The following is a 26874-nucleotide window of genomic DNA, read 5'->3' as shown; positions in this document are numbered from 1 at the left end:
ATTCTAAACTATTGTTTCAATTGGCTTTTCCAGTAATTTTCATTGACTTCCATCGCACTCGAAGCTTTAAGGAAGCCGCGCATTGGCGCATCCCTTTGATGTCTGGGCCTTGAACCCGTTCGATTGGAGGCATTTTGGTGTCTTTTTTCCCTGAGCCGCGCGATCGCGCGGCATGTCTTGCGCCCAACGGCATGAATGTGGCCTGGCGCGGGTTGGCGCGTGCGCCGCTTAGAAAATTTCCGAGGAACTGGAGAGCGATAATGACAGCACGATATGGCGGCAGGCTGGCGGCGATCGGCGCCACGGCGCTGCTGACGGCAGCGGTGTTCGTGCTGCCTGCCAAGGCGGAAACCGATGCCAAGGCGGTCATCAAGACCTATGCCGACATCGGGCTTGCCAAATATGAGGATTCGCTGACCACGGCGCAGGCGCTCGACAAGGCGGTCGACGCGCTGCTTGCCAACCCGTCGGCGGAAACGCTCAATGCCGCCCGCGACGCCTGGAAGGCATCGCGCGTGCCCTACCAGCAGACCGAGGTCTACCGCTTCGGCAACAAGATCGTCGATGACTGGGAAGGTGAGGTGAATTCCTGGCCGCTGGACGAAGGCCTGATCGACTATGTCGCCAAGAGCTACGGCACCGAGTCGGACGCGAATTCGCTCTATACGGCCAATGTGATCGCCAACAAGGAGATCGAGATCAACGGCAAGCAGGTCGATGCCTCGAAGCTTTCGCCGGAATTCCTCTCCGGCACGCTGCAGCAGGCCGGCGGCGTCGAGGCCAACGTCGCCACTGGCTATCACGCCATCGAATTCCTGCTCTGGGGCCAGGACCTGCACGGCACCGGTCCGGGCGCCGGCGAGCGTCCCTATACGGATTACGACCTGAAGAACTGCACCGGAGGCAATTGCGACCGTCGCGCAGAGTACCTGAAGTCGGCGACCGGCCTTCTGGTCTCGGACCTCCAGAAGATGGTCAACGACTGGAAGGAAGACGGTGCGGCGCGCAAGAACCTGGTCGATGGCGAGCCGAACACCGCCATCTCGGTGATCTTCACCGGCATGGGTTCGCTCTCCTACGGCGAACTGGCCGGCGAGCGCATGAAGCTCGGCCTGCTGCTGCACGATCCGGAAGAGGAGCATGACTGCTTCTCCGACAACACCTACAACTCTCATCTCTATGATGCCGTCGGCATCCGCGCCGCCTATCTCGCCAGCTACACGCGCCTGGACGGCACCGTCGTTTCGGGTTCCTCGGTGCACGACATGGTGAAAGCGGCCGATCCGGCAATCGACAAGGAGCTGTCCGACAAGCTCGATGTCACCGTCGCCAAGATGGAAGCGATCAAGGCGCGAGCCGAGGCCGGCGAGGCCTACGACCAGCAGATCGCCGAGGGCAATACCGCGGGCAATGCCACCGTTCAGGCGGCAATCGACGCATTGATCGACCAGACCAAGTCGATCGAACGCGCCGTTGGCGTGCTGAAGCTCAATGCCATCGCCTTCGAAGGCTCCGACAGCCTCGACGCACCCGACAAGGTGTTCAAGTAAGCCTGCCATCCGCAGCCAAACGGCGCCGCACGGGCGCCGTCAGCCAGAGCGACGAAATGCTGATCTGCCATTGCAACATCATCACCGAAAAGGAGATCGAGCAGACGATCATCGGCCTGCTGGATCAGGATCCCTGGCAGCTCATCGTGCCGGCAAAGGTCTATCACGCCATGCACAAACGTGGCCGCTGTTGCGGCTGCTTCCCAAATGTGGTCGAAACGATCATTCGGGTCACCGAGAACTACCACGCCCGCTCGCAGGCGAGCGGCGTGGACATCGTTTCACATCTGGATCGCGTCAGAGGCCTGCGCGTCCAATACGGGAGCAGAGCCCATGAAAGGCGAACCACAGATCATCGAGCGGCTTAACGAGGCTCTTTTTCTGGAGCTCGGCGCCGTCAACCAGTATTGGGTGCATTTCCGTCTGCTCGAGGATTGGGGATACGCCAAGCTGGCCAAGAAGGAGCGGGCGGAATCGATCGAGGAGATGCACCACGCCGACAAGCTGGTCGCCCGCATCATCTTCCTTGAAGGCCACCCCAACCTGCAGTCCCTGGCGCCGCTGCGCATCGGCCAGAACGTCAAGGAAGTACTCGAATCCGACCTTGCCGGTGAGTATGACGCGCGCACTGCTTACAAGCGCTCGCGCGAAATCTGCGAGGAAGCGGGCGACTACGTGACGATGAAACTGTTCGAGGAACTGCTGACCGATGAGGAAAGCCATATCGACTTCCTCGAGACGCAGCTCGACCTGCTGGCCTCGATCGGCGAGGAAAAATACGGCCAGCTCAACGCCGCATCGGCGGACGAGGCGGACTAAGGATATGCGGGAATGCGGCGCCTCTTAGACTTCCCGCGCCGCTTGCGGCGGGCAAAAGCCCCGCTGCCCCTCCGGAAAACACCAGCCATATCGGCTGGTCGGCGCGGCATCATTTTCATGCTGGCGCTGACATCCTCCGCCATCGCCGGCGACCTTCAACCCGCCGGCCTCGCCACTTCGCGCACCGACCTCAATGCCAAGGATCAGGCGCGCGTCACCGCCGTCAGCAGGCCGACCACGGATTTCTCCAAACCCGAGCCCTTCGAACTGATGCAAGGTGGCGCCGGCACCTCGCGGAAGGACGTCAGCCGTGATTCCTTCTCGCAATCGTCAGTCAACCTCACCTTCGAGGAAGAAGGCACCTTCAAGCTCGGCAACGCGCTTTTCCGCAAGAATTGGGTGTCGTCGCCATCCTCGACGCAGGCCTCGGACGGACTCGGGCCCCTGTTCAACGAACGGGCCTGCCAGAACTGCCATCTGAAGGATGGCCGTGGCCGGCCGCCACAAGGCGATGCCGGCACCACCTCGATGTTCCTGCGGCTGGCGCGCGACGCAAGCAGCGCGGAAGAGAAGGCGGCGCTTGCCGACCACAGGCTGCTCAATCTCCCGGACCCGGTCTATGGCACGCAGTTGCAGGAACTAGCCGTCCCTGGCCTCAAGGGCGAGGGCAGCATGCGTGTCGACTATCAGGAACGTAAGGTGGAGCTGACGGACGGCACCGTCATTTCCCTGCGCAAACCCGCCTACGCGGTAGACGATCTTGGCTATGGGCCGCTCGATCCGCGCACCACGCTGTCGCCGCGCCTGACGCCGCCCATGATCGGCCTTGGCCTGATCGAACAGATCGCGCCGGCGGACATTCTGGCCCATGCCGACCCGGACGACAGGGACGGCGATGGCATCTCCGGCAAGCCGAACATCGTGCGTGATGGCCTGAGCGGTGAACTGACGCTTGGCCGCTTCGGCTGGAAGGCGCAGGCCGCGTCGATCCGCCGGCAGGCCGCGGACGCCTTTGCCGGCGACATCGGCATCTCGACACCCGAGGAGCCGAAACACTGGGGGGATTGCACCGCCGCGCAGGAGAAATGCCTCGCCATGCCCAACGGCGTGCAGGCGCGCCTCGGCCCGGCCGAGGCGCCGGCGCCGGTGATGGATCTCGTCACCTTCTATTCGCGGAACCTGGCGGTGCCGGCGCGGCGCGATCTCGCCTCGCCCGATGTGCTCGCCGGCAAGAAGGTCTTTTACGAAATCGGCTGCGTTGCCTGCCACACGCCGAAATTCGTCACCCGTCGCGATGCGCCCGACAGGGCGCAGGCGTTCCAGCTGATCTGGCCTTATTCCGATTTCCTGCTGCACGACATGGGGCCGGACCTTGCCGACGGCCAGGCCGTGGGCGAGGCGACAGGCAATGAGTGGCGCACCCCGCCGCTATGGGGGATCGGCCTCACCGAAACGGTCAACGGCAATTCCTTCTATCTGCACGACGGCCGTGCGCGGTCTTTGGTCGAGGCTATCCTGTGGCATGGTGGCGAGGCGCAAAAGGCGCGCGACCGCTTTGCCGCCGCAAACGCCACCGAGCGCGATGCGCTGGTCAAATTCCTGGAGTCACTGTGATGCTGAAGCGTTTCGCGCTGGTTCTCGTTCTTCCGCTGGTTCTACTGGCCGCATTGCCCGCATCGGCCGCGGTCAAAGCCTCGGACGTCGTCCAGCGCGCGATCGACGGTTTTGTCCGCCCGGCCTATGCCGATCTGCACCAGCATACGGAAGCCCTCGCCAAGGCGATGCACAAGCTCTGCGAGGCGCCCTCGCAAGGGGAGCTTGATGCGGCGCGCGCGGCGTTCTCGGCTACCGTCTATGCCTGGTCATCGGCCGAGATCATCGGTTTCGGGCCGATCAAGGAGAACAACAGGGCGGAGCGCATGCTGTTCTGGCCGGACCGCAAGAGCATCGGTCTGAAACAGGTGCAGGCGGCGCTGTCGGGCAAGGATCCCACCGCCCCCGATCCTGCGCAGCTTGCCGACAAGAGCGTTGCCGTGCAGGGGCTCGGCGCGCTGGAATTCGTGCTTTACGGCGACGGCGCCGATGCCTTGACGGGCAAGGACGAACCCTATCGCTGCGCTTATGGCGCGTCCGTTGCCGGCAACATCGAAACCATCGCCGCCGATGTCAGCGCGGCCTGGAGCAAACCGGACGGCTTCGCGGCACTCTGGGCCAATCCGGGGCCACGGAATGCGCTCTATCGCGATGGCAACGAAACGGTCACCGAACTGGTCGGCGTCTTCATCAACGAGCTGGAAATGGTCCGGGATGTCCGCCTCAAAGGCTTTCTGGGCGCTACGCCCGACGCCGACAAGCCAAAACAGGCGATCTACTGGCGTTCGCAAAACACCGGCAATGCGCTGGCTGGAAATCTGGCCGGCATCGATGCGCTGTTTCAGGTGTCGAAGCTTGGCGACGCGCTGCCGCCGGATGCGCGTTGGATGGCGGAATCGATCCACATCCAGCTGGTCAACGGCGTTGCGGCTGCCAAGGCCGTCCAAGGCCCGATCGACAGGGCGCTCGCCGATCCGGCGCTGCGCGAAAAACTCGAGCATCTCGTCCTGATCACCTCCAGCCTGTCGACCCTGATCGGCACCAGGCTGACCGCCGAATTCGGCCTGACCGCCGGCTTCTCGTCGCTGGATGGGGACTGAGCATGAAGAGATTGCTCATCGATCGCCGCGATTTCCTCAGGGCCGCCGGCATCGGCTTTGCCGCCGCGGTGACGCCCTCAGCCTGGGCAACCACGCTTGCTGCGGATGCCGTCTTTGCCACCGCCTTCGTCAAGCGCGATGGCAGTTTTGGCGCCGCCGTCCTGTCCGAGGCCGGCAAGGTGCTGCATGCGATCGACCTGCCCGATCGCGGCCACGACGTCACCTTCGATCCCGTATCGAGGCGTTCGGTGGTTTTCGCCCGCCAGCCCGGCACCTTCGCCGTCGTGTTCGATCACTCCGGGCGCGACGCTCCGCTGACCATCGCCAGCATCGCCGGCCGGCATTTCTTCGGCCATGGCGTGTTCTCGCCCGACGGCGCGTTGCTCTACGCCACCGAGAACGATTTCGACAACGCGGCCGGCGTGGTCGGCGTCTATGACGCGCGGGCGAAATTCAATCGCATCGGCGAATTCCCCACCTACGGCATGGGTCCGCACGAACTTCTGCTCTTGGGCGACGGCAGGACGATCGCGGTCGCCAATGGCGGCATCGAGACCCATCCTGACTTTGGCCGCGCCGAGCTCAACATCGCCACCATGAAACCGTCCTATGTGCTGGTCGACCGCGTCACCGGGGATCTGATCGAAAAACATGAATTGCCGGCCGCACTGCACCAGCTGTCGATCCGCCACATGGATGCAGACCGGTCCGGCACCGTCTGGTTCGGTTGCCAGTACCGGGGGCCGGGCACCGATCGTCCGTTGCTGGTCGGCCGCGCCGCGCGTGGCAAGGATCTGGCTTTGCTCGACATGCCGCAGACTTTGCTATCCGGCTTCCGCAACTATATCGGCTCGGTCGCCGCCAATCCTGTTGCCGGTACCGTTGCCGTATCCTCGCCGGAGGGCAATTCGCTGGTCGTCATCGATGCGGGCAGCGGCGGGGTCGTCTCCTCCAATACGCTGGTCGAGGTCTGCGGCGTGGCCCCTGACGGGGCCGGGTTCATGGCCACAACGGGCGCCGGCGAGATCATCGAGGACAGTGGTGCCACGCGGTCGGAACCGGACTATGTCTGGGACAATCACATGCTGCGCATAGAGCAGGCGGCATAAGCTCTTCTGCCAGCCCAAACCGAAGCCGCTTAACAAATTGTGCACTATACCCTTGCGGTTGCGCGCTGTGGCGGGCACAGGGAATTGTTTCTAGGAACCGGTCGTTTCATGAAGGTACTCGCCATCGACTGTGCCGCCAGCCTCTGCGCCGCCTGCGTCTACGACGCGGCGGGCGGGCAGGAACTCGGCCGTTCGGTTCTTGATCTGGGCAAAGGCCATGCCGAGCACCTGATGGCCGTAATCGCAGGGGCGCTGAAGGCAGGCGCGACCGACTACGCCGGCCTGGGCGCCATTGCCGTCTCCGTCGGCCCCGGTTCCTTCACCGGCCTGCGTGTCGGCGTGTCGACCGCGCGCGGCCTGGCCCTGGCGCTCAAGGTGCCGGCAATCGGGGTAACGACCCTCGAAGCGCTGGCCGCCGAGGCGGCGACCGCATTTCCAGGCCGTGCCGTGCTGGCGGCGCTCGATGCCGGACGGGAGGAAATCCATGCCGCTCTCTACGATGAAATGTCAGTTTTGACTTACGGTCCGGCCGTGGCCACGCTTGCGGATGCGGCGGCCATGGCGTCGGAACGTTCCGCGGTGCTTGCCGGCACGGCCGCGACGCCGATCGCTGAAGCGGCCGGCCGACCCTTCGACATCGGGCCTCGGACGGCCACCGCCGACATTCTCACCTACGCCCGGCTTGCTGTCGCGAAGGGGCAGGGCGAAAGGCCGAAACCGCTTTATCTGCGCGGCGCCGATGCCAAGCCGCAGGCCGGGTTTATACTTTCGAGGCAAAGACCATGATCCCGAAAAGTGGAAGCCGGTTTTCGCGGACAAACGGCCCCGTTTGTCCAGAGATCATGGTCAGACGAGAAAACGAGAGTTGATGCGCATACCTTTTCTCCAATCGCGTCGCCGGGACTACGCGCTCGAGCCGCTCAGGATCACCGACAGCCCCGCTATATCGGTACTGCACCGCGAGGATTTTGTCCGCCCATGGACCGACGGTGAGTTCGCCGCCTTGCTCGAACAGGACACCGTGTTCGGTTATGCCGCCCGCGAAACGGGGCAAGGCGCCAAGCCGCCTGTTGGCTTCGTCCTCGCTCGGCTGGCCGCGGGCGAAGGTGAAATCCTGACCGTCGCGGTGGCGCGGTCGCATCGCCGCCAAGGCCTGGGCTGGCAGTTGATGGACGCCGTGCTGCGCGAACTGCATTCGCAGCGCGCCGAGGCGCTGTTCCTCGAGGTCGACGAGACCAATGCCGCCGCGATCGCCCTCTATCGTCGGCTGGGTTTTCGGGAAGTCGGCAAGCGTCCGGATTACTACAAGTCGCCCGATCGCGGCCCGACCGGCGCGCTTGTCATGCGCCGCGATCTTCGCTAGCGAGGGATCGGGTAGGGCCAGGACATATGATCGGAAAAATCAGGATTTTCCTGGCGCTGGGCCTCGTCGTCGCCGGGTCGCTGGTTTTCGTGCCGCTGCAGATCCTGTCGATGAAAACCGGCTGGTGGCCGGAAACCGTCATCCTCAAGATCTGGCACAGGCTGATCATCCGGGCGCTCGGCATGCGTATCCATGTCAAGGGGACGCTCTCCGACAAGCGTCCGTTGCTGGTTGCCTCCAACCACATCTCCTGGACCGACATCATGGTGCTGGGCTCTTTTGCCGATGTGAAATTCATCGCCCGGGCCGACATGGAAGGCTGGCCGCTGATCGGCATGCTGTCGAAGCTGCAACGCACCGTCTTTATCGAGCGTGAGCGCAAGCGCTCCTCGGGCGATCAGGCCAGCGAGATCGCCAGCCGCATGGCCAAGGGCGACGCCATGGTGCTGTTCGCGGAGGGGTCGACCGGTGACGGCAATATCGTCCTGCCTTTCAAGAGCACGCTGTTCGGCGCGGCCTCGATGGCGATCTCGGAAGGGGCCGCGCAGGAAGTGTTCATCCAGCCGGTGGCGATCGTCTACACGCGCCTGCACGGCGTGCCGCTTGGCCGCCGCCACCGCCCGATCGCGGCCTGGATCGGCGACGAGGACCTGATGCCGCATCTCAAGGTGCTGATGGCCGAGGGCGCGCTCGACGTCGAGGTGCATTTCGGCGAACCGATCGCTTTTGCCAAGGGCTCCAACCGCAAGGAAACGGCCAAGCTGATGGAAGGCCGGGTGCGCGAGATGATGCAGGCGGCGCTCGCCGATCCCCTCCCGAGCCGTTAGCCGCCGGCAGGCGCCAGCCGGCGCATGCCGAGAATCGTCTGTTTTTTGTCACGGAAAGGCGTTAGAAGCCGCCGGATGGACTTGAACACGATTGAAAGCGACGACATCGGCACTGCGGCCGGACAGCCGGCGGTGCGCGCCACGGCAGCAAAGAAGGTCTTCATCAAGACCTATGGCTGCCAGATGAACGTCTATGATTCTCAGCGCATGACCGACGCGCTGGCCGCCGACGGCTATACCGCGACCGATGCCATCGGCGAAGCCGATCTGGTGTTGCTCAACACCTGCCACATCAGGGAGAAAGCCGCCGAAAAGGTCTATTCCGAACTCGGCCGCATCCGCGACATGAAGGCCGAGCGCGCCGGTGCCGGCCTCGAGATGCTGATCGGCGTCGCCGGCTGCGTGGCACAGGCCGAGGGCGCCGAGATCATCCGCCGGTCGCCGGCCGTCGACCTGGTCATCGGTCCGCAGACTTATCACCGTCTGCCCGATGTGCTGGCGCGGGTGCGCGGCGGCGAGAAGATCGTCGAGACCGAATACGCCATCGAGGACAAGTTCGAACATCTGCCGCAGCCCAAGCGCGCCGAGTTGATCAAGCGCGGCGTCACCGCCTTCCTCACCGTCCAGGAAGGCTGCGACAAGTTCTGCACCTTCTGCGTCGTGCCCTATACGAGAGGCTCGGAAGTGTCACGGCCGGTGGCGCAGATCGTTGCCGAGGCCGAGCGCCTGGCCGAGGCCGGGGTGCGCGAGGTGACGCTGCTCGGCCAGAACGTCAACGCCTGGCATGGCGAGGGCGATAATGGCGCGGAATGGGGTCTCGGCCGCCTGCTGTTCCGGTTGTCTGAAATCCCCGGCCTGGCGCGGTTGCGCTACACCACCAGCCATCCGCGCGACATGGACAACGAATTGATCGCCGCGCACCGCGACCTGCCGTCGCTGATGCCCTATCTGCATCTGCCGGTGCAATCGGGCTCAAACCGCATTCTGAAGGCGATGAACCGCAGGCATACTGCCAAGGATTATCTGGCGCTGCTCGACCGCATCCGCGCCGCGCGCCCCGATATCGCGCTGTCGGGCGACTTCATCGTCGGTTTCCCCGGCGAGACCGAGGCCGATTTCGAGGCGACCATGGAACTGGTGCGCCAGGTGAACTACGCCTCGGCCTTCTCGTTCAAATATTCGCCGCGTCCCGGCACGCCGGGGGCCGACATGCCCGACCACGTGCCGGAAACGGTCAAGGACGAGCGCTTGCAGCGCCTGCAGGCATTGCTGCTGAAACAACAGCAGGATTTCGGCTCGAGCCTGGTCGGCAGCACCATCGATACGCTGATCGAGAAGCCCGGCCGTCAGGCCGGCCAGAAGGTCGGCCGCTCGCCTTGGCTGCAGCCGGTTATTGTTGATGAAAAGGCCGGCGAAATCGGTGACATTATCAAGGTGCGAATCACGAAGACGGGCTACAACAGCCTGTTCGCCGAATTGGCCTGATGGTCTCGGCAGATGAGGAGAGACGGTTGAGCGCAGCGGAGCTGAAGAATCTGCCCCCGGTACCGGCATCCGGGGCTTCTGACATGGCGCACATCGTTCTGACTTTCGACAACAACAAGCTTGCCAGCGCCCTTTACGGCCAGTTCGACGAAAACCTCGCCCGGCTCGAGCAGAAGCTCGGCGTCGATATCCGTTCGCGCGGCAATCAGCTGACCATCAAAGGATCGGCGTCCGCCGCCGAACAGGCGCGCCGTGCCTTGGACAATCTCTACGGCATCCTGCAGAAGGGCGTCGATATCGGCCAGTCCGATGTCGACGGTGCCGTTCGCATGGCTATCGCCGCCGACGACCAGCTCACGCTGCCGACACTGGAGCGCAAGGGCAAGGTTTCCGCCGCCCAGATCGCCACCCGCAAGAAGACGATCTATGCCCGTTCGCTCAACCAGGACGCCTATATGCGGGCGCTGGAGCGTTCGGAGCTGGTGTTCGGCATCGGTCCGGCCGGCACCGGCAAGACCTACCTGGCGGTGGCGCATGCGGCGATGCTGCTCGAGCGTGGCATGGTCGAGCGCATCATCCTGTCGCGGCCGGCAGTCGAAGCCGGCGAACGGCTGGGCTTCCTGCCGGGCGATATGAAGGAGAAGGTCGATCCGTATCTGCGTCCGCTCTACGACGCGCTCTACGACATGATGCCGGCCGACAAGGTCGAGCGCGCCATTGCGGCCGAAGTGATCGAGATCGCGCCGCTTGCCTTCATGCGCGGCCGCACGCTGGCGCACGCCGCGGTGATCCTCGACGAGGCGCAGAACACCACGCCGATGCAGATGAAGATGTTTCTCACCCGTCTCGGCGAGAACTCGCGCATGATCGTCACCGGCGATCCGACCCAGATCGATCTTCCTCCGAGCACCAAATCGGGCCTGGTCGAAGCTTTGCGTGTCCTCGACGGTGTGGCAGGCGCGGTAACCGTGCGCTTCAACGATGTCGACGTCGTTCGCCATCCGCTGGTGGCTGAAATCGTCAGGGCCTATGACCGGGACGCCAAGCTGGCGCGCGGCCTCGGTGCCGAGAATTGATGTGACGATGCGGCCTCATGCCTGAGGACAACACATCCGGCGGCGGGAGCCTTCCGGTTCCCGTCGAGATCGACATATCGATTGAAGCGGGCGACTGGCCCGATGAAGCAAGCCTGACGCGGCTGGTCGATCGCGCGGTTGATGCCGCCTTTGCCGAGACCGGTGTGACGGGTCATTCCGAACTCAGCATTGTTTTTTCCGACGATGCCCATATCCGTACCTTGAATGCGGACTGGCGCGGCAAGGACAAGCCCACCAACGTCTTGTCTTTCCCGGCTTTTCCGCATGTGAATGGTGGCCCACTGCCGCCGATGCTCGGCGACATCGTGCTTGCCGCCGAAACCGTGGCGCGCGAAGCGGCACTGGAAGACAAGCCGCTGGAGAACCATATCTGCCATCTCGTCATCCATGGCCTGCTGCACCTCATGGGCCATGATCACGAGACCGACGCCGAGGCCGAGGAGATGGAAGCCATCGAGCGCGCCGCGCTTGCAAGGCTTGCCATTCCCGATCCCTACGCGTAACTAAAAAAGACCAATTGACCGGACGACGATGAACGACAAACCAGAGACTGCCGCCCGCCCCGACGCCGGCAGTGCGACCAAGGCTTCCGATACGTCGGAAGAGGGATCAAGTCCGAGTACCATCACTGGCAGCGCCGCCATCGAGCCGTCGCCTGCCGGTCCCTCCCTGTTCAACCGCGTGCTGGGCCTGTTCCGGCAACGCAATGGCACCAGCCTGCGCGAGGAGATCGCCGGCGCGCTCGCCGAGACGACGAGCGATGTCGAATCCTTCTCGCCTGGCGAGCGCGCCATGCTCAACAACATCCTGCGCCTGCGCGAAGTGCGCGTCGAGGACGTCATGGTTCCGCGCGCCGATATCGAGGCGGTCGAGATCGCCACGACGCTTGGTGACTTGCTTGGCATGTTCGAACAATCCGGCCATTCCCGCATGCCGGTCTATTCCGAGACGCTCGACGACCCGCGCGGCATGGTCCATATCCGAGACGTGCTGGCCCATATCACCAAGCTGGCGCGCGTCAGGAAAGGCCGCACGAGCCGCAAAACGCCCGTCGCCACGGTTCTTGATCTTGCCCAGGTCGACCTCGCGCGCACCATCGGCGAGCTCAATCTGATCCGCCAGGTCCTGTTCGTGCCGCCGTCGATGCTTGCTTCCGACTTGATGGGCCGCATGCAGACGACGCGCACGCAAATGGCCCTGGTCATCGATGAATATGGTGGCACGGACGGCCTCGTCTCGCTCGAGGACATCGTCGAGATGGTGGTCGGCGACATCGAGGACGAGCACGACGACGATGAGCCGATGATCACCCAGACCGGCGACGGCGTGTTCATCGTCGACGGCAAGGCCGAGATCGACGAGGTCGCCAAGATGATCGGCGAGGATTTCGCCGCGGGTGAACATGGCGAATATGTCGACACCATTGGCGGCATGATCTTCAACACGCTCGGCCGCGTGCCGGCGCGTGGCGAGGTGGTGCAGGCCATCCCTGGCTTCGAGTTCCATGTGCTCGATGCCGATCCGCGCCGCGTCAAGCGCGTGCGCATCGTGCAGAGCCAGAAGGGCGAGCGCCGCCGGCGCGCCACGGCGCGCACCGAACAGGCCTGAAAAGCTGCCGCGCAATGACAATCGAGGATCCGTTCAAGCATCCGGTCCTCGGTTCTGGCGTGTTCTACCGCGACCCGCGTGCGGCGCTGGATTGGCTCGAAGAGGCCTTCGGCTTCGAGCCCAGCATGGTGGTCCGCGATACCGGCGGGAAACTGATCCATGCCGAGATGCGGTTCGGGGATGGTTGTATCATCGTCGATTCCGAATGGGCCGATCATGTCGCGAGCCCCGCATCGGTCGGTGGCAAGAACACGCAGTCGGTCTATATCAGGCTGAAAGACGGCCTCGATGCGCATTGCGAGCAGGCCCGCGCGGCCGGTGCCGCCATAATCCAGGAACCGGCGGACCAGTTCTACGGCGAACGCCAGTATCGGGCGCGCGATCCCGAAGGCCATATCTGGACGTTCACGCAGCCAATCCGTTCTGTTTCCCGTGAAGAGGCCGAGCGCCTGGGTGGCTTGCGCATCGAGGGTTGGCACCGGTAGAGCCATGGTCGGTCATGCGGCCGGCGTTTGGAGTGCAGGCCGCGGCCTGATAAATCTTGGCTCCTGATTCGCGCGACTCGGAAGTATTCATGGTGCGCCTTGCCGGCCGGATAATTCTGCTCTGGGGCTGGCGCCGCGCGCTGGTGGCCTTTCTCGCCGGAGCGCTGGCGGTGCTGGGCCAGGCGCCTTACGATTTCTTCGCCGCCTGTTTCATTTCGTTTCCGGTGCTGGTCTGGCTGCTCGACGGCGCGACCGGCGAAGCCTCCGGCAGCCTGGTCCGGCGCCTGCGGCCGGCTTTCGCCGTCGGCTGGTGGTTTGGCTTCGGTTATTTCCTCGCCGGCCTCTGGTGGATCGGCTCGGCGCTGCTGGTCGAGGCCGACGATTTTGCCTGGGCGCTTCCCTTCGCCGTGGTCGGCATTCCTTTCGCGCTCGCATTTTTCTATGGCTTCGCAACGATGGTCGCCCGGCTCCTGTGGAGCAGCGATATCGGCCGTATCGCTGCCCTTGCCTTCGGTTTTGCGCTGGCGGAGTGGCTGCGCGGCTTCCTGTTCACCGGATTTCCCTGGAATGCCATCGGCTACGCGGCGATGCCGGTCCCCCTTTTGATGCAAAGCGTCTCGGTGACCGGCATGATCGGCATGAACGCGCTCGCGGTTTTCCTTTTCGCACTGCCGGCGCTGCTGGCGGCGCGCCGGCATCTTCGGCTGGGCGCCGCCCTGTTTGTCCTGCTCGTCGCCGCCCATGCCGGCTTTGGCTATGTCAGGATCGCGGCCCCCGAAAAGCCGGCGGCGCGCAGTCTCGATGTCCGTATCGTCCAGCCGGCCGTCGACCTGTCGGAAAAGTGGGATGCCTCGGTGCGTGACCGCATCTTCGCCACCTTGCTGGGCCTGTCTTCCAAGGCGCCGGATCCAGGTCACGAAAGACCGCAACTGATTCTCTGGCCGGAAACCTCGGTGCCGTTCCTTTTCACCGAGCGCCCCGATGCCTTGACGGCGCTGGGCGACATGCTGGGCGACGGCCAGATGCTGATCGCTGGCGTCGTGCGCGAAGAGGGCGGCTCGGCGGCAAGCCCCGACAGCCGCTACTACAACTCCGTCGTGGCGATCAACGACAAGGGCGAGATCGCCGATGCCGTGGACAAGGTTCATCTGGTGCCGTTCGGCGAGTACCTGCCTTTTGCCGACCTGCTCGGCCGTTTCGGCATCGAACAGCTCGTCGCTGGGCCGATGACGTTCACGGCTGGCAACGAGCGTCATCCCATCACGCTGCCGGGTGGCATTCGTGCCCTGCCATTTATCTGTTATGAGGTGATCTTTCCCGATCTGGTGGCAGTTGACGCAACGTCAGCGCAGCTTATTGTGAACGTTACCAATGATGCATGGTTCGGCGACACGCCGGGACCGTATCAGCATTTCAGGCAGGCCCAGATTCGCGCGGTGGAGAACGGATTGCCCCTGTTGCGTGCTGCCAACAACGGCATCTCGGCCGTTGTCGACCCCCGTGGCCGCGTCGTCGATGCGCTGGCCATCGACGCGCGCGGGGCCATCGATGTGAAGGTTCCTGTTTCCGAACAGACGGTGATTTCGTCCCGTCAGCGGCGCATTAACGGAACGCTGATCATGTTGCTGTTTGCGCTGGGAGGGGTGCTGTTGAACGTAAGGCAAAGGCTACGGGTGAATTGACAGTTGGCACATTAGAAACTCATACTGTACCGCCTGAAAATTTCTCGAAGCCGGTGGATCGTTCTGTTGGGGCAGTCGCCTCCGGTTTTCTTTGGGCAGGAAAAAAATCACAAAGCCGAAAAAATTCGGCGAGGAAAAAATGACAGAAGAAAACAAGAAGAAACCGAATCCCATCGACATCCACGTTGGAAGCCGGGTCCGGCTTCGCCGCAATATGCTCGGAATGAGCCAGGAAAAGCTGGGCGAGAATCTCGGCATCACGTTTCAACAAATCCAGAAATATGAAAAGGGCACCAATCGCGTCGGCGCCAGCCGTCTGCAGGCGATAGCCTCCATACTCGGCGTGCCCGTCGCCTTCTTTTTCGAGGATGCGCCGGGCCAGGAGCTGACGGCCAACCGTGGTTTTGCCGAGGATAGCTCGATGGCTTTCGCCGTCGAATTCTGCGGCAGTCCCGAAGGGCTTCAGCTCAACCGGGCCTTTGTCAAGATCGCCGACGTCAAGGTGCGCCGCAGGATCATAGACCTGGTGAAATCGCTCGCCGAGGACGATCTCGACTGATCCGCGATGCGCTTCGCACCGGCGGCGTGCGCCGCCGGTGGCACAAGATATCGTCTCCGACATTCAGGCCAGACCGGCGGCAACGCTTGACGAGCAGCGCTTTGCCCCGCTAACACGTGGCGCGCCAAAATCGGCAGCCTGCCGATCGTTTTTCAAGAGGGGACACCCGTGACGCGGCAGAACTACTTCTTTACCTCGGAATCCGTTGCCGAGGGCCATCCCGACAAAGTCTGTGACCGGATCTCCGACGAAATCGTCGATCTGGTCTATCGTGAAGCCAAGAAGACCGGCATGGACCCGTGGAAAGTCCGTGTGGCCTGCGAGACGCTGGCGACCACCAACCGCGTCGTCATCGCCGGCGAGGTGCGCGTCCCCGAGACGCTCTTGAAGAAGGACAAGGCCGGCAACATCCTCAAGGATGCCGCGGGCCACCCGATCGTCAATCCGGCGAAGTTCAAATCCGTCGCCCGCAAGGCGATCCGCGAGATCGGCTACGAGCAGGCCGGCTTCCACTGGAAGACGGCCAAGATCGAGGTCCTGCTGCATGGCCAGTCGCCCGACATCGGCCAGGGCGTGGACAACGCGGCCGACCGTCAGGGCGAGGAAGGTGCCGGCGACCAGGGCATCATGTTCGGCTATGCCTGCCGCGAGACGCCTGACCTGATGCCGGCGCCGATCTACTACAGCCACAAGATCCTCGAACTCCTGGCCGCCGCCCGTCACGAGAACAATGGCGAGGCCGGCAAGCTTGGCCCCGATGCCAAGAGCCAGGTCACCGTTCGCTATGTCGACGGCAAGGCCGCGGAGGCGACGCAGATCGTGCTGTCGACCCAGCATCTCGATTCGAGCTGGGATTCCAAGAAGGTCCGCAAGGTCGTGGAACCCTATATCCGCGAGGCATTGGGCGACCTCAAGATCGCTGACGACTGCATGTGGTACATCAACCCGACCGGCAAGTTCGTCATCGGCGGTCCGGACGGCGATGCCGGCCTGACGGGCCGCAAGATCATCGTCGACACCTATGGCGGCGCGGCCCCGCATGGCGGCGGCGCCTTCTCCGGCAAGGACACCACCAAGGTCGACCGGTCGGCCGCCTATGCGGCGCGCTACCTGGCCAAGAACGTCGTGGCGGCGAAGCTTGCCGACCGCTGCACCATCCAGCTGTCCTACGCCATCGGCGTCGCGCAGCCGCTGTCGGTCTATGTCGACCTGCACGGCACCGGCAAGGTCGACGAGGCCAAACTCGAGGATGCCCTGCGCACCGTGATGGACCTGTCGCCTTCCGGCATTCGCCGTCATCTCGATCTCAACAAGCCGATCTACGCCAAGACGTCGTCTTACGGCCATTTTGGCCGCAAGGCTGGCCGTGACGGGTCTTTCTCCTGGGAAAAGACCGATCTGGCCAAGGCGCTCAAGGATGCTGTCGCGGCCTGAGGGCGGCGGCAGGACTTGCGCCAATCGATGCGTGACGGGGACAGGCCAAGCCGCACGACCGAAGCCTTCTTCGGCCGTCGGCGCGGCAAACCCGTTCGCCCGCAGCAAGCGGCCGCGCTGGAAAGCGGGCTTGGCGCCTATCGGCTCGATCTGACGGCTGAAGCCCCGTCGGATCCGCGGACCCTGTTCAAAACCGAGGTTTCGGCGGTTCGGCTCGAGATCGGCTTTGGCGGCGGTGAACATCTTCTGCATCGCGCGACCGAGGCGCCGACGATCGGCTTCATCGGCGTGGAGCCCTTCGTCAACGGCATGGCCAAGATGATGATGGCGGTGCGGGCAGCGCCGCTGGCCAATCTCAGGGTCTACGACGACGACGCCACCCAGTTGCTTGACTGGCTGCCGCCGTCCTCGCTCGACGGTATCGACCTTCTCTATCCCGACCCCTGGCCTAAGAAGAAGCACTGGAAGCGGCGTTTCGTCAGCCCGGTCAATCTCGACCGTTTCGCGCGCGTCCTGAAGCCGGGCTCAAAATTCCGCTTCGCGTCCGACATCGACACTTATGTGAACTGGACCTTGCTGCATTGCCGGGCGCATGGCGCTTTTGCGTGGCAGGCGGATGAGGCAGCCGACTGGCATCGTCCCTATGAGGGTTGGCCGGGTACACGCTATGAGGCCAAGGCCATTCGCGAGGGGCGCCGGCCGGCCTATCTTACCTTCATCAGGACGTAGGCGCTCCCGACCGTCGACGGCTCCGGCAACTTACCGGGAGCCGAATCGAATGCTCATCGCAGTCAGAAACGGCCGATCCTGTTGAATATGGCCGGGTCCATGCCGAGATTGCGCAGGTCGTCGGCTCGTGGCTTACGCCCGGCTTCCACGGCGCGCGATGCGGCAACGGCGCTGCCGAATGTGGTGAAGAGATCGCCCAAGGCGGAGAATATCCTGCGGTTGCTCATGATCTTGTCCTTCCGCGCGCCAGCGCGCGCCAATTCAATTCATTTGATGGCTAACAAATAAGAGCGCGACGCGGGCTCTCACAGGGGGATTGCCGCATGGCGGCCATGCGCCTGGAACAACCCTGAACCCACAGGCTTTTGTCCGGCCGGGACTGCGGACTTGAAACACCAGCCCGGATCGTTTATATCAGCCTCAAATTCTTGGTCGGTATGACGAAGAGTGGGTCCACCCGGTCCCGCTCTTTTTTATTACCTGCCGATAGGTTCGAAACGAACGACAGGCAATTGATGACTGCAACGGCAAGCGAAGGTGACGACCGCATCATCCGCGAAAGCGGCATCGATGCGCGCATTGCGCTGATCGTCCAGCCGGTGCTGCGCGGCATCGGCTTTCGCCTCGTGCGCGTGCATCTGTCCGGCCAGAACGGACTGACGCTGCAGATCATGGCCGAGCGTGAGGACGGCACCATGACCGTCGAGGATTGCGAAGAGGTCAGCCGCGCGGTGTCGCCGGCGCTCGACGTCGATGATCCGATCGAAAAGGCCTATCATCTCGAAGTTTCTTCGCCCGGAATCGATCGGCCCTTGGTGCGCAAATCGGATTTCGTGACCTGGACCGGTCATCTGGTGAAGATGGAGACTTCGGTCGTCGTCGCCGATCGCAAGCGTTTCAAGGGCAAGATCGCCGAGGCCGGTGAGAACGATGTGCTGATCGAGCGCGACAAGGCGGCCTATGGTGAGGAGCCGACGGTGCGCGTGCCCTACGATGCCATTGCCGATGTCCGGCTGATCCTGACCGACGACCTCATTCGCGAAGCGTTGTCGAAGGACAACAGGGCGCGCAAGGAAGCCAAGAGACGCCGCGGTGAACCGGACGACGATGTGTCCGAGGGTGCGGAACCGGACGCCACGGAAGAACACGAACAGGAAATTTGATTGAGCTGCCGGACGCAAAGGTCCGGCGAACAGGCTCGGGAGAAAGAACATGGTTGTAAGCGCCAACAGACTTGAACTGCTGCAGATTGCCGATGCGGTCGCGCGTGAAAAGTCGATCGACAAGTCGATCGTCATCGCCGCCATGGCCGATGCGATCCAGAAGGCGGCGCGTTCGCGTTATGGTCAGGAGACCAACATCCGCGCCGACATCAACCCGAACACCGGCGAGATGAAGCTGCAGCGGCTGATGGAAGTGGTCGAGAAGGTCGACGATTACGCCACCCAGATCGCCATTTCCTCCGCCCGCGAGCGCAATCCCGACGCCCAGCTCGGCGATTTCATCGCCGAACAGCTGCCGCCGATGGATTTCGGCCGCATCGCCGCCCAGTCCGCCAAGCAGGTTATCGTGCAGAAGGTGCGCGAGGCCGAGCGTGACCGCCAGTACGACGAGTACAAGGACCGTATCGGCGAGATCGTCAACGGCACCGTCAAGCGCGTCGAATATGGCAACGTCATCGTTGATCTCGGCCGTGGCGAAGCGATCATTCGTCGCGACGAGCTGATTCCGCGTGAAAACTACAAATATGGCGATCGCGTCCGCGCCTATGTCTACGACGTGCGCCGCGAGCAGCGTGGCCCGCAGATCTTCCTGTCGCGCACCCATCCGCAGTTCATGGCCAAGCTCTTCACCATGGAAGTGCCTGAGATCTATGACGGCATCATCGAGATCAAGTCGGTCGCCCGCGACCCGGGCTCGCGCGCCAAGATCGCCGTCATCTCGCGTGATAGCTCGATCGATCCGGTCGGCGCCTGCGTTGGTATGCGCGGCAGCCGCGTCCAGGCCGTCGTCGGCGAATTGCAGGGCGAGAAGATCGACATCATTCCGTGGTCGCCTTCGGCCGCCTCCTTCATCGTCAATGCGCTGCAGCCGGCGGAAGTCGCCAAGGTCGTGCTCGACGAGGATGCGGAGCGCATCGAAGTGGTGGTTCCCGACGATCAGCTGTCGCTGGCCATCGGCCGCCGCGGCCAGAACGTGCGCCTTGCCTCGCAGCTCACTGGCTGGGATATCGACATCCTGACCGAGGCCGAGGAATCCGAGCGCCGTCAGAAGGAATTCGTCGAGCGCTCGGCGCTGTTCATGGAAGCGCTCGATGTCGACGAGATGGTCGGTCAGGTGCTGGCCTCCGAAGGTTTCACCAGCGTCGAGGAAGTCGCCTATGTCGATGCCGGCGAAATCGCCTCCATCGACGGCTTCGATGAGGATACCGCCTCTGAAATCCAGACCCGCGCCCGCGAATATCTGGAGAAGATCGAAGCCGAGCACGACGAGAAGCGCAAGGCGCTGGGCGTTTCGGATGATCTGCGCGAAATTCCAGGCGTCACCACCGCCATGATGGTGACGCTCGGCGAGGACGGCGTGAAGACGATCGAGGATTTCGCCGGCTATGCCGCCGACGACCTCACGGGCTGGAAGGAACGCAAGGACGGCGAGACCAAGGTCTATCCCGGCGTGCTGGCCAACCACGGCGTTTCGCGCGCCGATGCCGAGCAGATGGTTCTGGCCGCTCGCCTCAAGGCCGGCTGGATCACCGAGGACGAGCTTGCGGCCGAAGAAGAAACGGCTGACGAAGCCGTTGGTGCGTGAGGTGAAACCGCATCGCACACAACCCGCCCTTGGACGAGATGAACGATCGCACCTGCATCGTCACCCGAAAACAGGCCGAACCGGATGAACTGATCCGGTTCGTCGTCGGTCCGGATTCGGCCGTCGTTCCCGATCTCAAGCGAAATCTGCCCGGCCGTGGTTGCTGGGTGAGTGCCGACCGCCTACATATCGAGAAGGCGGCGGCCAAGAACCTTTTTGCCCGCGCCTTCAAGGCACAGGTGGTCGTACCGCCCGATCTCGGCGGCATGGTCGACGGGTTGCTCTCCAGATCCGCTCTAGGCATGCTGGGCCTTGCCCGCAAGGCAGGCGCGATTTCGCTGGGTGCCACCAAGGTGGAGAGCGCGGTGCGCGGCGGGCTGGCGCTTTTCGTGCTCCACGCGACCGAGGCATCCGACGACGGCGTACGCAAGATCAGCCAGGCGCGGCGGGCGACCGTCCATATTGGCGGCCCTTCCATCCTTGCCTACAAACTTTTCTCCGAGGCCGAGTTGAGCTTGGCATTGGGGGGTACAAATGTGATACATGCTGCCGTCCTCGCGGGAGACGCGGGTAAGGCGGTCCAGAAGCGCATGGTTGCGCTCGACCGATATCGGGGCGGAACCCCGGACGATCTTGCAATGCTTGCGGCCGTTGCTGACGAAGATGATGCTGCAGAGGATATGGAATGAACGATACGAAATCGGGCGACGACAAGACGTTGAGTGTTACACCGAAGAAGACCTTGACGCTGAAGCGCCCCGGCATGGAACAAGGCACTGTGCGCCAGAACTTCTCGCACGGCCGTACCAAGTCGGTCGTGGTCGAGACCAAGAAGCGCAAGTTCTCGCTGCCCGGCGATAAGCCGGAGCCGGTTGCCGCTCCGGCTGCGCCCGTCTTCACGCCGAAGCCGGCGGTCGTGGCGGCACCTGTCGTGCAGGAAGCGCCCAAGGCGCCGCCCCCGCCGCGGCCTCCGGTCGAGCGCAGCGGCATGGTGCTGAACGAATTGTCGCGCAGCGAAATGGACGCGCGCCGCAGGGCGCTCGAGGGCTCGAAGGTCCGCGAGGTCGAAGACCGTCAGCGCGCGGCCGAAGAGGCCAAGCGCCGCGCCGAGGACGAAGAGCGCCGCAAGCGCGAACGCGAGGACTCCGCGCGCCGCCAGGCCGAGGAAGAGGCACGGCTGCAGACCGAGGCCGAATCGCGCCGTCGCGCCGAGGAAGAGGCTCGCCGCCGCGCACCGCAAGCCGCTGAGTTGGCGACCGCCGACGAGGAGGAAGAGGTCAAGCCGAAGCGGGCGATCGCTGGTGCGCCGGTGCGCCGCCTGGTCACGCCCGAAGTGGCGCGCCCGGCCAAGCCGACCAAGAGCGAGGAAGACCGCCGCCGTGGCAAGCTGACACTGAATTCCGCGTTGTCCGACGAGGATGCGCGGGCCCGTTCGCTGTCGTCGATGCGTCGCCGCCAGGAAAAATTCAAGCGCGCGATGCACAATGAGCCGCGCGAAAAGGTCATGCGCGAAGTGATCCTGCCCGAGACCATCACCATCCAGGAACTGGCGCAGCGCATGTCCGAGCGTGCTGTCGACCTGGTCAAGTACTTCATGAAGCAGGGCCAGATCCTGAAGCCGGGCGACGTCATCGACGCCGACACGGCCGAGCTGGTGGCCACCGAATTCGGCCACACGGTTCGCCGCGTCGCCGAGTCCGACATCGAGGAAGGCCTGTTCAACATCGCCGACCGCCCGGAAGACCTCGTGTCGCGTCCGCCGGTCGTCACCATCATGGGCCACGTCGACCACGGCAAGACGTCGCTGCTCGATGCCATCCGCAACGCCAATGTCGTTTCCGGCGAGGCCGGCGGCATCACCCAGCATATCGGCGCCTATCAGGTCGAGAAGAACGGTCAGAAGATCACCTTCATCGACACGCCCGGCCACGCCGCCTTCACGGCCATGCGCGCCCGTGGCGCCCAGGCGACCGACATCGCCATCCTGGTGGTTGCGGCCGACGACAGCGTCATGCCGCAGACGATCGAATCGATCAGCCATGCCAAGGCGGCCGGCGTTCCGATCATCGTGGCGATCAACAAGATCGACAAGCATGACGCCGATCCGCAGAAAGTGCGCTCGGAACTCTTGCGCCACGAGGTCTTCGTCGAATCGATGGGCGGTGAGGTGCTGGACGTCGAAGTGTCGGCGACCAAGGGCACCAATCTCGACAAGTTGCTCGAAGCGATCCTGCTGCAGGCCGAAATCCTCGACCTCAAGGCCAACCCCGACCGCACCGCCGAAGGCGTCGTCATCGAGGCGCAGCTCGACAAGGGCCGTGGTCCCGTCGCCACCGTGCTGGTGCAGACCGGCACGTTGATGCCGGGCGACATCCTCGTCGCCGGCAACGAATGGGGCCGTGTGCGCGCGCTCGTCAACGATCGCGGCGAGCAGATCAAGGAAGCGCCGCCGGCGATGCCGGTCGAGGTGCTCGGCCTTCAGGGAACCCCGCAGGCCGGCGACCGCTTCGCGGTGGTCAACAACGAGGCCCGCGCCCGCGAGATCACCGAATATCGCCAGCGTCTGGCACGCGAGAAGGCGGTGGCCAGGCATGCCGGCCAGCGTGGCTCGCTCGAACAGATGATGTCGCAGTTGCAGACGAGCGGGCTGAAGGAATTCCCGCTGGTGATCAAGGGCGACGTGCAGGGTTCGATCGAAGCGATCAATGCTGCCCTGGACAAGCTCGGCACCGACGAAGTGCGTGCGCGCATCGTTCATTCCGGCGCCGGCGCCATCACCGAAAGCGACGTCTCGCTGGCGGAAACGTCCGGCGCGGCGATCATCGGCTTCAACGTGCGCGCCAATGTGCAGGCGCGTGCCGCGGCCGCGGCCGCGGGCATCGAGATCCGCTACTACTCGATCATCTACAACCTGGTGGATGATGTGAAGGCGGCTCTGTCAGGCCTGCTGTCGCCGGAGCGTCGCGAGACCTTCATCGGCAATGCCGAGATCCTCGAGATCTTCGACATCACCAAGGTCGGCAAGATCGCCGGCTGCCGTGTCACCGAGGGCAAGGTCGAGCGTGGCGCGGGCGTGCGCCTGATCCGCGACAACGTGGTCATCCACGAAGGCACGCTGAAGACCCTGAAGCGCTTCAAGGACGAGGTTTCGGAAGTCCCGGGCGGCCAGGAATGCGGCATGGCCTTCCAGAACTACGAAGACATGCGGGTCGGCGACATCATCGAGTGCTTCCGCGTCGAGATGGTGACCCGCACACTCTGAGTTCGAGTGGCTTGTCGATATTGGGCGGTGGTCGAAAGACCGCCGCCTCAGTGCTATTGAGAATGACCGTTTGAGACATGCGGCACGGTCCTATCCCGCGCCTCACGCTTTCAGGATTGAGAAAAATGCCCCGTTCCACAACATCAAGCCCATCCCAGCGCATGCTGCGCGTCGGCGAGCAGGTGCGCCATGCACTCTCCGAAACCTTGCAGCGCGGCGAAATCATCGACCCGTTGATTGAAAATTCGGTCGTTTCGGTCTCGGAAGTGCGCATGTCGCCCGATCTCAAGATCGCCACCGCCTTTGTTTCTCCGCTCGGCGCCAAGGATGCCAACGCGGTGATCGAGGCGCTGAACAAGCATGCCAAGTTCGTGCGTGGCCGCGTCTCCGGCGCGCTCAGGCAGATGAAATACATGCCGGAATTCCGCTTCCGGCTCGATACCTCCTTCGACAATTTCGCCAGGATCAACGACCTGCTGAAATCGCCCGAAGTGGCGCGCGATCTGGATACCGACGACAACAAGGAAGAAGAATGATGGCGCGTCGCGGCAAGAAGAAGGGCCGGCCGGTCTCCGGTTGGGTGGTGCTGGACAAGCCGGTCGGCATGGGCTCGACCGAAGCCGTCTCCAAGATCAAATGGCTGTTCCAGGCCGAAAAGGCCGGCCATGCCGGCACGCTAGACCCTCTTGCCTCCGGCATGCTGCCGATCGCGCTCGGCGAAGCCACCAAGACCGTGCCCTACGTGCAGGACGGCGCCAAGACCTACCGCTTCACCGTTGCCTGGGGCGATGAGCGCTCCACCGACGATCTTGAAGGGCCGGTGACGAAGAGCTCCGACCTGCGTCCGGCGGAAGCCGAGGTGCGGGCGCTGCTGCCGAAATACACCGGCGTCATCATGCAGACGCCGCCGCAGTTTTCGGCGATCAAGATTGCGGGCGAGCGCGCCTACGACCTCGCCCGCGAAGGCGAGATGGTCGACATACCGCCCCGTGAGATCGAGATCGGCCGGCTCGATATTGTCGAGCACAAGCCGGACCAGACGATTTTCGAAGTCGCATGCGGTAAGGGCACCTATGTGCGTTCGCTGGCCCGCGACATGGGCCGCGACCTCGGCTGCTTCGGCCATATCAGCGAGCTGCGCCGGGTCGAGGTCGAGCCGTTCACGCCAGAGGACTTCGTCACCATTGCCGAACTCGAGGCCGCCCGCTTCGGCGCCAAGGGCGATGAGAATTCGGAAGCGGCCGACGACGCCGAACCGGCAGACGCAGTGGCCAAGCCGGTCGACTTCGGCGCCATCGACACGCTTCTGGTCGACACCTCGGCTGCTCTCGACTGCCTGCCGCAGATCGCCATCAGCGATGACGCGGCGACAAAGATCCGCCTCGGCAATCCTGTCATCATTCGTGGCCGTGACGCACCGGTGGAGGCCGAAGAGGCCTGCGCGACGTCACGCGGCAAGCTGGTCGCCATCGGCGCGATCGAGCAAGGCATGTTCAAGCCCAAGCGGGTCTTTGCCGGGTGATGCCACTCATCTAATGTCGGTGCGACATCGCGGCAGAGGGGCTCCATGGCAAAGGCTGACACGGTCAAGAAGCGCGCGCCGGTGAAGACGAGGCGGCCGCCTGTCGGCGCCTCGCCCGGTACGCTGATCGCCGATCCGGCGGCGCGGCGCTCCGAATTGCGGCTGACCTTGATCTCGCCGCAGAAATTCAAGACCATCGAGAATGCCAGCATCGACGATGTCAAGGCCAATTGCCGGAAATGGCCCGTCATCTGGCTCGACTGCACCGGCCTCGCCAACATCCAATTGATCGAGGAGATCGGCCGCATCTTCAGCCTGCATCCGCTGGCGCTGGAGGATGTTGTCAACACCGGCCAGCGGCCGAAAGTCGACTTCTTCGAGGATCACGCCTTCGTCGTCGTGCGCATGATCGACGATGTCACGTCGCATCGTTACGAGCAGATCGCTCTCTTCCTCGGCGAGAACTTCGTCGTCACCTTCCAGGAGCGCGAGGGCGATCCCTTCGATCCCGTGCGCAAGCGTATCGAGAGTTCGGCGCCCAACCGCTTGCGCACTCGCGGCGCCGATTATCTCGCCTATGCGCTGATCGACGCCATCGTCGACAGCTATTTCCCGCCGATCGAGGCTGCCGGCGACCTGGTCGACAGCATCGAGGACCAGATGCTGCATTCGACGCACAAGCACCAGATGCGGCAGCTGCACGAATTGCGGCGCGATGCCAATGTCCTGAAAGGCGTGCTGTGGCCGATGCGCGATGCGCTGGCGACGCTGATCCGCAACGACGTGTCCTATGTCAGGGCTGAAACCAAGGTCTTCCTCAACGACACGCTCGACCATTCGCTCAGGCTGATCGAGCTGGTCGAGACCCAGCGCGACATGCTGACCGGGCTGATCGAGATGCACCTGTCGCTGAGCCAGGCGCGCACCAACGACGTCATCTCTTACCTCACCATCGTCTCGGTCATCTTCATGCCGCTCACCTTCCTCGTCGGCGTCTGGGGCATGAACTTCAGTCCCGACGCCTCGCCATGGAACATGCCGGAGCTGCGATCCTACTATGGTTATCCGGCGGCACTCGTCTTCATGCTGCTCGTCGCGGTCGGGCTGATCGCCTTCTTCAGATGGAAGAAGTGGCTTTAGCCACGGCGAAAGGCTTCTTTCATGCCGCAAAAGCCGCGACAAAGCCGGCTTGTGAATTGGGCTGGTGTTTTTCGGGGAATTGCACTATATGCGCCGCAGCATAGCGCCTTGACGCTTTGCATGCACGGCCCCTGCTGGACGACATCCCGGCTGTGGGCGACCCGTTTCCTCAAACAGATAAGGAAAAACACGATGTCGATTACTGCCGAGCGCAAACAGGAATTGATGGGTGAATTCGCAACCGCCAAGGGCGATACCGGGTCTCCGGAAGTCCAGGTGGCCATCCTTTCCGAGCGCATCAAGAACCTGACCGACCATTTCAAGGACCACAAGAAGGATAACCATTCCCGCCGTGGTCTGCTCGCTCTCGTGTCCCAGCGCCGCAGCCTGCTTGATTATCTCAAGCGCAAGGATGACACGCGCTATCAGACACTGATCGAGAAGCTCGGTCTGCGCCGTTGACGAATTGACCGGCGGACTTTCTTCGGAAAGTCCGCCGGTCACGCATTCTGCCAGCCGTATCGGCTGGCCAGACCCGGTTTCGAGCATGCAGAGGGCCACTCGAAACCGCCCATGGACGGTCATGGGGCAGGATTGCAGGACGCTCGTGCGCGCTCGTCGCGCCTAAATCATCCGAGCTTCCCGTTGTCTTGCCCGTGGCTGCCCGAGAAAGGAAGCCAGGGAAAGGGCATCCGCGCACCG

27 protein-coding genes are annotated in these 26874 nt (G+C 63.5%); 26 read left to right on the top strand and 1 reads right to left on the bottom strand.

The window, feature by feature from the left end; translation table 11 throughout:
- The first annotated feature begins 260 nt into the window (after positions 1 to 260).
- The 18 genes from EN804_RS20520 (at position 261) to EN804_RS20435 (ending at position 17440) form a co-directional block, all read left to right on the top strand.
- Positions 261 to 1550 carry an imelysin family protein gene (locus tag EN804_RS20520; protein ID WP_127870731.1) on the top strand — a complete coding sequence of 430 codons (1290 nt, stop codon included), beginning with the start codon at positions 261 to 263 and terminating at the stop codon, positions 1548 to 1550.
- Positions 1551 to 1606: 56 nt separating this feature from the next.
- Positions 1607 to 1918: a (2Fe-2S)-binding protein gene (locus EN804_RS20515; RefSeq protein ID WP_127279217.1), complete on the top strand. Its 312-nt coding sequence runs from the start codon at positions 1607 to 1609 to the stop codon at positions 1916 to 1918.
- A complete protein-coding gene (gene bfr, locus EN804_RS20510; RefSeq protein ID WP_127870732.1) occupies positions 1884 to 2369 on the top strand; it encodes a bacterioferritin in 486 nt (161 codons plus the stop codon). Before EN804_RS20515 ends, bfr begins: the two co-directional genes overlap by 35 nt.
- A gap of 12 nt (positions 2370 to 2381) precedes the next feature.
- On the top strand, positions 2382 to 3983 hold the full coding sequence (locus EN804_RS20505; RefSeq protein ID WP_135921066.1) for a di-heme oxidoredictase family protein: 1602 nt from the start codon (positions 2382 to 2384) through the stop codon (positions 3981 to 3983).
- A complete protein-coding gene (locus tag EN804_RS20500; RefSeq protein ID WP_135921064.1) occupies positions 3983 to 5062 on the top strand; it encodes an imelysin family protein in 1080 nt (359 codons plus the stop codon). Before EN804_RS20505 ends, EN804_RS20500 begins: the two co-directional genes overlap by 1 nt.
- Before the next feature lie 2 nt (positions 5063 to 5064).
- Complete coding sequence (locus tag EN804_RS20495) at positions 5065 to 6171, top strand: DUF1513 domain-containing protein (protein ID WP_135921063.1); 1107 nt, start codon at positions 5065 to 5067, stop codon at positions 6169 to 6171.
- A 108-nt stretch (positions 6172 to 6279) separates the two neighbouring features.
- Positions 6280 to 6957, top strand: a complete 678-nt coding sequence (gene tsaB / locus EN804_RS20490) for a tRNA (adenosine(37)-N6)-threonylcarbamoyltransferase complex dimerization subunit type 1 TsaB (RefSeq protein WP_135921061.1) — start codon at positions 6280 to 6282, stop codon at positions 6955 to 6957.
- Between the two features lie 82 nt (positions 6958 to 7039).
- Complete coding sequence (gene rimI, locus EN804_RS20485) at positions 7040 to 7534, top strand: ribosomal protein S18-alanine N-acetyltransferase (protein ID WP_127870736.1); 495 nt, start codon at positions 7040 to 7042, stop codon at positions 7532 to 7534.
- A 26-nt stretch (positions 7535 to 7560) separates the two neighbouring features.
- On the top strand, positions 7561 to 8361 hold the full coding sequence (locus tag EN804_RS20480; RefSeq protein WP_127280631.1) for a 1-acyl-sn-glycerol-3-phosphate acyltransferase: 801 nt from the start codon (positions 7561 to 7563) through the stop codon (positions 8359 to 8361).
- 75 nt (positions 8362 to 8436) lie between these two features.
- Positions 8437 to 9846 (top strand): tRNA (N6-isopentenyl adenosine(37)-C2)-methylthiotransferase MiaB, encoded by a 1410-nt coding sequence (miaB, locus tag EN804_RS20475; RefSeq protein WP_135921059.1) that lies wholly within the window; start codon positions 8437 to 8439, stop codon positions 9844 to 9846.
- Between the two features lie 83 nt (positions 9847 to 9929).
- A complete protein-coding gene (locus tag EN804_RS20470) occupies positions 9930 to 10922 on the top strand; it encodes a PhoH family protein (protein WP_224536181.1) in 993 nt (330 codons plus the stop codon).
- Positions 10923 to 10939: 17 nt separating this feature from the next.
- Entirely contained in the window at positions 10940 to 11446 is a 507-nt protein-coding gene (gene ybeY, locus EN804_RS20465; RefSeq protein ID WP_127279025.1) for an rRNA maturation RNase YbeY, read from the top strand.
- Positions 11447 to 11474: 28 nt separating this feature from the next.
- Positions 11475 to 12551 carry a hemolysin family protein gene (locus EN804_RS20460; RefSeq protein WP_127279026.1) on the top strand — a complete coding sequence of 359 codons (1077 nt, stop codon included), beginning with the start codon at positions 11475 to 11477 and terminating at the stop codon, positions 12549 to 12551.
- Between the two features lie 14 nt (positions 12552 to 12565).
- On the top strand, positions 12566 to 13036 hold the full coding sequence (locus EN804_RS20455; RefSeq protein ID WP_135921057.1) for a VOC family protein: 471 nt from the start codon (positions 12566 to 12568) through the stop codon (positions 13034 to 13036).
- An 89-nt stretch (positions 13037 to 13125) separates the two neighbouring features.
- Positions 13126 to 14718 carry an apolipoprotein N-acyltransferase gene (lnt, locus tag EN804_RS20450; RefSeq protein ID WP_127279028.1) on the top strand — a complete coding sequence of 531 codons (1593 nt, stop codon included), beginning with the start codon at positions 13126 to 13128 and terminating at the stop codon, positions 14716 to 14718.
- Positions 14719 to 14857: 139 nt separating this feature from the next.
- Positions 14858 to 15277, top strand: a complete 420-nt coding sequence (locus EN804_RS20445; protein WP_127279029.1) for a helix-turn-helix transcriptional regulator — start codon at positions 14858 to 14860, stop codon at positions 15275 to 15277.
- A gap of 168 nt (positions 15278 to 15445) precedes the next feature.
- Positions 15446 to 16711 carry a methionine adenosyltransferase gene (metK, locus tag EN804_RS20440; RefSeq protein WP_127279030.1) on the top strand — a complete coding sequence of 422 codons (1266 nt, stop codon included), beginning with the start codon at positions 15446 to 15448 and terminating at the stop codon, positions 16709 to 16711.
- Between the two features lie 27 nt (positions 16712 to 16738).
- The gene (locus tag EN804_RS20435; protein ID WP_127870741.1) at positions 16739 to 17440 is read left to right on the top strand and encodes a tRNA (guanosine(46)-N(7))-methyltransferase TrmB; all 702 of its coding nucleotides are present in this window, start codon (positions 16739 to 16741) and stop codon (positions 17438 to 17440) included.
- Positions 17441 to 17502: 62 nt separating this feature from the next.
- Here the strand turns inward: EN804_RS20435 and EN804_RS20430 are convergent, their stop codons facing one another.
- The gene (locus EN804_RS20430) at positions 17503 to 17667 is read right to left on the bottom strand and encodes a hypothetical protein (RefSeq protein ID WP_127279034.1); all 165 of its coding nucleotides are present in this window, start codon (positions 17665 to 17667) and stop codon (positions 17503 to 17505) included.
- A 288-nt stretch (positions 17668 to 17955) separates the two neighbouring features.
- Between EN804_RS20430 and rimP the strand changes: the two genes are divergently transcribed.
- From rimP to rpsO, 8 genes are all read left to right on the top strand, one after another.
- A complete protein-coding gene (gene rimP, locus EN804_RS20425) occupies positions 17956 to 18603 on the top strand; it encodes a ribosome maturation factor RimP (RefSeq protein ID WP_135921055.1) in 648 nt (215 codons plus the stop codon).
- A 49-nt stretch (positions 18604 to 18652) separates the two neighbouring features.
- Positions 18653 to 20248 (top strand): transcription termination factor NusA, encoded by a 1596-nt coding sequence (gene nusA, locus EN804_RS20420; protein WP_027142036.1) that lies wholly within the window; start codon positions 18653 to 18655, stop codon positions 20246 to 20248.
- Positions 20249 to 20286: 38 nt separating this feature from the next.
- Positions 20287 to 20937 carry an RNA-binding protein gene (locus EN804_RS20415; protein ID WP_013891268.1) on the top strand — a complete coding sequence of 217 codons (651 nt, stop codon included), beginning with the start codon at positions 20287 to 20289 and terminating at the stop codon, positions 20935 to 20937.
- Positions 20934 to 23510 (top strand): translation initiation factor IF-2, encoded by a 2577-nt coding sequence (infB, locus tag EN804_RS20410; protein ID WP_127279032.1) that lies wholly within the window; start codon positions 20934 to 20936, stop codon positions 23508 to 23510. The genes EN804_RS20415 and infB overlap by 4 nt, the downstream gene beginning before the upstream one ends.
- Before the next feature lie 125 nt (positions 23511 to 23635).
- Positions 23636 to 24046: a 30S ribosome-binding factor RbfA gene (gene rbfA, locus EN804_RS20405; protein ID WP_127870742.1), complete on the top strand. Its 411-nt coding sequence runs from the start codon at positions 23636 to 23638 to the stop codon at positions 24044 to 24046.
- Entirely contained in the window at positions 24046 to 25032 is a 987-nt protein-coding gene (truB, locus tag EN804_RS20400; RefSeq protein ID WP_135921193.1) for a tRNA pseudouridine(55) synthase TruB, read from the top strand. The genes rbfA and truB overlap by 1 nt, the downstream gene beginning before the upstream one ends.
- Before the next feature lie 45 nt (positions 25033 to 25077).
- Positions 25078 to 26172 carry a magnesium/cobalt transporter CorA gene (gene corA / locus EN804_RS20395; protein WP_135862091.1) on the top strand — a complete coding sequence of 365 codons (1095 nt, stop codon included), beginning with the start codon at positions 25078 to 25080 and terminating at the stop codon, positions 26170 to 26172.
- Positions 26173 to 26364: 192 nt separating this feature from the next.
- Positions 26365 to 26634: a 30S ribosomal protein S15 gene (rpsO, locus tag EN804_RS20390; protein WP_027142030.1), complete on the top strand. Its 270-nt coding sequence runs from the start codon at positions 26365 to 26367 to the stop codon at positions 26632 to 26634.
- Positions 26635 to 26874 lie beyond the last annotated feature (240 nt).

Source organism: Mesorhizobium sp. M8A.F.Ca.ET.161.01.1.1, from assembly GCF_004792105.1.
GTDB lineage: Bacteria > Pseudomonadota > Alphaproteobacteria > Rhizobiales > Rhizobiaceae > Mesorhizobium.
The sequence above is the reverse complement of the archived record's forward strand: the minus strand, read 5'-3'. Positions and strand labels throughout refer to the sequence as shown.